We start from the raw sequence: 6445 nt of genomic DNA on the forward strand, positions 1-6445 counted from the left end.
ACTGCAATCCGTTCGGCTATCGAAGCGGCATTTCGAGCCCGTTTCAGCCACCCGCAAAGAGTAGTGCTGACCAACAATGACTACAGCCACGGGGCGTAGTAGCCTCCGGCCCACTCTGTGAAGAAGAAGGAAGAATCGGATGATCCCGCGTCGCACCAAAATCGTTGCCACCCTTGGTCCTGCCAGCAGCTCGCCGCAGGTGCTGGAAAAAATGATCCTGGCCGGCCTGGATGTCGCCCGGCTGAATTTTTCCCACGGCACGCCGGACGAACACCGCGCACGGGCACAGCTGGTACGTGACATCGCCGCGCGCCATAGTCGCTTCATTGCCATTCTGGGCGACCTGCAAGGGCCGAAGATCCGTATCGCAAAATTCACCGACAAGCGTATCGAGCTGGCCGAAGGCGATCACTTCCGTTTCTCCGTCACGCATCCACGTGATGCCGGCACACAGGAAGTCGTAGGCATCGACTACCCCGACCTGATCAAGGATTGCAGCGTGGGCGATGAGCTGCTGCTCGACGATGGCCGCGTGGTCATGCGCGTCGACAACGCCACTGCCGACGAGCTGCATTGCACCGTATTGATCGGCGGCCCGCTGTCGGACAACAAGGGCATCAACCGTCGCGGCGGTGGCCTGACCGCACCAGCGCTGACCGCCAAGGACAAGGCCGATATCAAGCTCGCCGCCGAGATGGAGCTGGACTATCTGGCCGTCTCCTTCCCCCGTGACGCCGCCGACATGGAGCTGGCACGCCGCCTGCGCGACGAAGCCGGCTCCAGCGCCTGGCTGATCGCCAAGATCGAGCGCGCCGAAGCGGTGGCCGACGACGAAGCCCTGAACGGGTTGATTCTCGCCAGCGATGGGGTGATGGTGGCGCGCGGCGATCTGGGCGTGGAAATCGGCGATGCCGAACTGGTGGGCATCCAGAAGAAGATCATTCTGCATGCACGCCGCTACAACAAGGTGGTGATCACCGCGACGCAGATGATGGAGTCGATGATCCAGAGTCCGATGCCAACCCGCGCCGAAGTGTCCGATGTAGCCAACGCCGTTCTCGACTACACCGATGCAGTCATGCTCTCGGCGGAAAGCGCGGCGGGCGACTATCCGGTCGAGGCGATCACCGCCATGGCCCGGGTCTGCGTAGGCGCGGAAAAACACCCGACCAGCACTCGCTCCGGCCACCGCCTCGGCCAGCGCTTCGAGCGCAGCGACGAAAGCACGGCGCTGGCGACGATGTACACCGCCAACCATTTCCCGGGGGTCAAGGCCATCATCGCCCTGACGGAAAGCGGCTACACCCCGCTGATCATGTCGCGCATTCGCTCTTCGGTACCTATTTTCGCCTTCTCCCCCTATCGAGAAACTCAGGCACGGGTAGCGATGTTCCGAGGCGTGCAGACCATCCCCTTCGACCCTGCCGCACTACCGGCGGACAAGGTCAGTCAGGCGGCTGTGGATGAGTTGCTCAAGCGCGACATCATCAAGCTCGGCGACTGGGTCATCCTGACCAAGGGTGACAGCTATCACGGTACTGGCGGGACCAACACCATGAAGATCCTGCGAGCGGGCGATTCGCTGAGCTGATACCTCTTGCCGAAGGCGGGGCGAATCCAGCCCCGCCATTACCCGTTCCGACGTATATCCCTTCGCCTTTGGTCCGTCTGTGTATGCGCTTGCACAGCGGGTTATACTGCCGCGCATTTTTCCAACCTGAGCGCGTCGGTTGCCTTCTCGGCGCGCCTCGTCTCCGCCCCGCCAAGAGGACGCGCTGCATGACCGTGATCAAGCAAGACGACCTGATACAAAGCGTTGCAGACGCTTTGCAGTTCATCTCCTATTACCACCCCGTCGACTTCATCCAGGCGATGCACGAAGCCTACCTGCGTGAAGAGTCGCCGGCGGCGCGCGACTCCATGGCGCAGATTCTGATCAACTCGCGCATGTGCGCCACCGGTCATCGACCGATCTGCCAGGACACCGGCATCGTCACCGTCTTCATCCGCGTCGGCATGGACGTGCGCTGGGACGGCGCCACCATGAGCGTCGACGACATGATCAACGAAGGCGTTCGCCGCGCCTACAACCTGCCGGAAAACGTCCTGCGCGCCTCGATCCTGGCCGACCCGGCAGGCGCGCGCAAGAACACCAAGGACAACACCCCGGCGGTGATCCACTACTCCATCGTCCCCGGCGACAAGGTGGAAGTGGACGTCGCGGCCAAGGGCGGCGGCTCCGAGAACAAGTCGAAGATGGCCATGCTCAACCCGTCCGACTCCATCGTCGACTGGGTGCTCAAGACCGTCCCGGAAATGGGCGCCGGCTGGTGCCCGCCGGGCATGCTCGGCATCGGCATCGGCGGCACCGCCGAGAAGGCCGCGGTGATGGCCAAGGAAGTGCTGATGGAGCACATCGACATCCATGAGCTGAAGGCCCGCGGCCCGCAGAACAAGATCGAGGAAATGCGTCTTGAGCTGTTCGACAAGGTCAACCAGCTGGGCATCGGCGCCCAGGGCCTGGGCGGCCTGACTACCGTGCTCGACGTGAAGATCATGGACTACCCGACCCACGCCGCATCCTTGCCGGTGTGCATGATCCCCAACTGCGCCGCCACCCGCCACGCACACTTCGTGCTGGATGGCTCCGGCCCCGCCGCCCTGGAAGCCCCGGACCTGGACGCCTACCCGGAAATCGTCTGGGAGGCCGGCCCGAGCGCCCGCCGCGTTAACCTCGACACCCTCACCCCGGAAGAGGTGCAGAGCTGGAAACCGGGCGAAACCGTCCTGCTCAACGGCAAGATGCTCACCGGTCGCGACGCCGCGCACAAGCGCATCGTCGACATGCTCAACAAGGGCGAAGAGCTGCCGGTGGACCTCAAGGGTCGCTTCATCTATTACGTCGGCCCGGTCGACCCGGTGGGTGACGAAGTGGTTGGCCCGGCCGGCCCGACCACTGCCACGCGCATGGACAAGTTCACCCGTCAGATCCTGGAAAGCACAGGCCTGCTGGGTATGATCGGCAAGTCCGAGCGCGGCCCCATCGCCATCGACGCGATTCGTGACAACAAGGCCGTGTACCTGATGGCCGTCGGCGGCGCCGCCTACCTCGTCGCCCAGGCGATCAAGAAATCCCAGGTGCTGGCCTTCGCCGAGCTGGGCATGGAAGCCATCTACGAGTTCGAAGTGAAGGACATGCCAGTGACCGTCGCCGTCGACACCAAGGGCGAATCGGTGCACATCACCGGTCCCTCGATCTGGCAGCAGAAGATCGCCGAGAACCTGGCCGTGGAAGTGCAGTAACGATCTTCTCGTGCTGAATGGAGAGCCCGGCCTTGCGCCGGGCTTTCTGCTTTCTGGCGGCCCTCAGCCTCGCCCGTTGCGCAACCTGACGAACAGCTTCTCGACCTTCTCCCGCGCCCAGGGCGTGCGGCGCAGAAAGGTCAGGCTCGACTTGATGCTCGGCTCGCTCTTGAAACAGCGAATGTCGACTCGCTCGGCCAGGCCCTCCCAACCATAGCGAGCGTGCAACTCGATCAGCATGGCTTCGAGGGTGACGCCATGCAACGGATTGTTCGGGGCTACGCTCACGGATGGCTCTCTCGGAATGTGATTGAAGACGGTTTGGGCAAACGGGACGGCTATCCTACAGCTTTATCTCGGTGCCCAGCAGCTTGAGAAAGCCCGCCAGCCAGGCCGGATGCGCCGGCCATGCAGGCGCCGTCACCAGATTGCCTTCGCTGTGCGCCTGATCGACCGGGATTTCCACGTAATTGCCGCCAGCCAGCCGCACCTCGGGCGCACACGCCGGATAGGCACTGCAATCACGATCCTGCAATACGCCGGCAGCCGCCAGCAATTGCGCCCCGTGACAGACTGCGGCAATCGGCTTGTGCGCCTCATCGAAGGCGCGGACCAGTGCCAGTACCCGCTCGTTCAAACGCAGGTATTCGGGCGCACGACCACCCGGAATCACCAGTGCGTCATAGTCCTCGGCGCGTACGGCTGCGAAGTCGAAATTCAGGGCGAAATTATGACCCGGCTTCTCACTGTAGGTCTGATCGCCCTCGAAATCGTGAATTGCAGTACGTACGGTTTCACCGGCTTGCTTCTCCGGGCATACCGCATGGACGCTGTGACCCACCATTTGCAGCGCCTGGAACGGCACCATGGTTTCGTAATCCTCGACGTAATCGCCAACCAGCATCAGAATCTTCTTCGCAGCCATCGGGTCGTTCTCCTGTCGGGTGAATGATCAGTGGCCTGTCAGGTCAGCCACTTCGGTTGAAAATATTGATCGCCAGACGGTCCAGCAGTCCCCACATTCTCTGATAGATGCGCATGCGCAAGGGACGTGCATGCCATTTGCACAAATCGATCTCGATACTGCGTGAAAAGTCCTGCTCGAAACTTTCCGCGACACTGGCGCTGAGATTGGCATCGACCGCTTCAAGATTGGCTTCCAGGTTCCAGCGCAGATTCCAGTGATCGAAGTTGCACGAGCCGATACTCACCCAGTCGTCGATCAATACCATCTTCAAGTGCAGGAAGTGTGGCTGATATTCATGAATACGCACGCCGGCGCGCAACAAGCGGGGATAGTAACGCTGGCCCGCATAGCGAATGGGAGGATGGTCGGTGTTGCGGCTGGTCAGCAACAGGCGTACTTCGACCCCGCGGCGCGCGGCGCGCAGCAATTCGCGTCGCACCCTGCCGGTCGGCAGGAAGTAAGGCGTAGCGAACCAGATTCGCGTCCGTGCGTGCTGCAGGTTCCGGATCAGGCTGTGAAGGATGTCGCGATGCTGACGCGCCGCCGAGTAGGCCACCCGCCCCATGCCATCCCCAGGTTCGGGATTCACTGGAATCTTCGGCAACCGCTGCGGCAGCGGGAATTGCCAGATTCTGCGCCTCATGCACAAAGCCCACTGCGCATCGAACAAGCGACGCCAGTCATTCAGCAATGGCCCGCGGATCTCCACCATGGCTTCATGCCAATGTTCTTGCGGCTTTTCCGGGTTCCAGAACTCGTCAGTCGCACCTGTGCCTCCGACAAAGCAGCAGGTATCGTCGACCAGGATCAGCTTGCGATGATCACGGTGCAGGTTGCGGAACTTCAGACGCCACTTCAACGGATTGTACTGGCGCAGATCGACGCTACCATCGGCTAGGCGCTGACGCGCGCCCTGTCCAAGCTTGAGGCAGCCAAAGGCATCGAACAGACAGCGTACCCGCACGCCCCGAGCGGCGGCAGCGACCAGCGCATCCACAAGACGCTCCGCACACTGGCCATCCTCCACCAGATACAACTCGACGTCCACACGCCGCTCGGCAGCATCGATGCACTGCAGGAGACGCGGAAAGAAGCGGGGGCCATCGATCAGCAACCGAAACCGATTGCCTTCGCGCCAGGGAAAGACTTCCCCGGCGAGCATCATGCCCGAGGCCTTCAAGGAAGCGCTGCCTTGTGTTGTTGCCCGATAACGCTGAAAGACATTGAAATCCTTGTCCATTGAGTACCACGCAGGCTGACTAATCGTCAGGGCTCCGGAACCTTCTATAGGGATGCGGCGAGCCACGGAGTTCCGAAACTGCCCACACGTCAGACCTGCGCCTTGTTGATATGTCCGCTGCCGATTATGCACAGGCTGCGGCAGGCGTCCTGACGGGTCAAGCGCAAGCCCTCACGGACACTGGCGTCATACAAGCATCATCGCCCCGTAACCACTGTGACACTGCGCCTGCCTAGCCTGAGCCAACATCATCGCTCGACGAAGAATTGTCGCTACGGTAACCACTCCACATGCATTACACCGCCAGGGCTGATCAGGAAGGATATGGGACACCTGCAGGCCGAGCGTCTGTATGCCGAAGAGTCCCTGCGTGAAGCGCAGACCCCGCGTTATCGAGTGTTCAGCAGTGAATATAGTGCGCAGTTGCAAGAGGCTGAAGCAAGCTCGACAACGACGACTTGGATAGTCATTGCAGCCATATTGCTGTGCGTGATTGGCAGCGGCGAGCTCGTCGCCACAAGTCGCTGGGGTTGAGCGTCACGGAATGGAACGCGCGACGCATGGATCCCAGGCGGTTGCGCGTCGATGACATCGGAGCGCGACCCGACATCATCCAGACTACCCGCCTTGGCATCCCGCAAGGTCGCGATGAGCACCTACCTTACCGCTTTGTCGATGCCGGCTTCGCCCCGCATTGCACCCGCAACCCGCTACGCCGAAGCCAATGTGAAGGCAAGGACTACGTTTTGCTGCAGCGCGACAAGCTATCGAGCTAGCGCTGTTGCTGCTGGGACTTTGGCGAAACTGACCTTTTTCTTTTGCGCAAAGACAAACCCCCGATCATCTTTCGATGGTCGGGGGTTTGGTGTAGAAGCTTGACGATGACCTACTCTCACATGGGGAGACCCCACACTACCATCGGCGATGCGTCGTTT

At 61.5% G+C, this 6445-nt stretch carries 5 protein-coding genes and 2 pseudogenes; 4 read left to right on the plus strand and 3 right to left on the minus strand.

Translation table 11 applies throughout. The features are described 5' to 3' along the window. Window positions 1-139: 139 nt before the first annotated feature. Both pyk and G7020_RS18755 read left to right on the plus strand, forming a co-directional pair. Entirely contained in the window at window positions 140-1591 is a 1452-nt protein-coding gene (pyk, locus tag G7020_RS18750; RefSeq protein WP_181086657.1) for a pyruvate kinase, read from the plus strand. Between the two features lie 188 nt (window positions 1592-1779). Beyond that, window positions 1780-3303: a fumarate hydratase gene (locus G7020_RS18755; RefSeq protein WP_181086658.1), complete on the plus strand. Its 1524-nt coding sequence runs from the start codon at window positions 1780-1782 to the stop codon at window positions 3301-3303. A gap of 63 nt (window positions 3304-3366) precedes the next feature. On the opposite strand, the gene G7020_RS18760 is transcribed toward G7020_RS18755, so the two are convergent. Genes G7020_RS18760 through G7020_RS18770 form a run of 3 tightly spaced genes read right to left on the minus strand, consistent with a single transcriptional unit; the run spans window position 3367 to window position 5432 of the window. Next, window positions 3367-3591 (minus strand): VF530 family DNA-binding protein, encoded by a 225-nt coding sequence (locus G7020_RS18760; protein WP_181086659.1) that lies wholly within the window; start codon window positions 3589-3591, stop codon window positions 3367-3369. 55 nt (window positions 3592-3646) lie between these two features. Beyond that, complete coding sequence (locus G7020_RS18765; protein ID WP_181086660.1) at window positions 3647-4228, minus strand: DJ-1/PfpI family protein; 582 nt, start codon at window positions 4226-4228, stop codon at window positions 3647-3649. Between the two features lie 43 nt (window positions 4229-4271). Further along, a complete protein-coding gene (locus tag G7020_RS18770) occupies window positions 4272-5432 on the minus strand; it encodes a phospholipase D-like domain-containing protein (RefSeq protein WP_181086663.1) in 1161 nt (386 codons plus the stop codon). A 402-nt stretch (window positions 5433-5834) separates the two neighbouring features. Here G7020_RS18770 and G7020_RS18775 point away from each other — a divergent pair. Next, a pseudogene (locus tag G7020_RS18775) lies at window positions 5835-6035 on the plus strand (GNAT family N-acyltransferase); the annotation flags it as partial. After that, a pseudogene (locus G7020_RS18780) lies at window positions 6029-6286 on the plus strand (DNA-3-methyladenine glycosylase); the annotation flags it as partial. The pseudogenes G7020_RS18775 and G7020_RS18780, both read left to right, overlap by 7 nt. Window positions 6287-6445 lie beyond the last annotated feature (159 nt).

Origin of the sequence: Stutzerimonas stutzeri, from assembly GCF_013522825.1 — a bacterium.
In the GTDB taxonomy this organism is placed as follows: domain Bacteria; phylum Pseudomonadota; class Gammaproteobacteria; order Pseudomonadales; family Pseudomonadaceae; genus Stutzerimonas; species Stutzerimonas stutzeri_AK.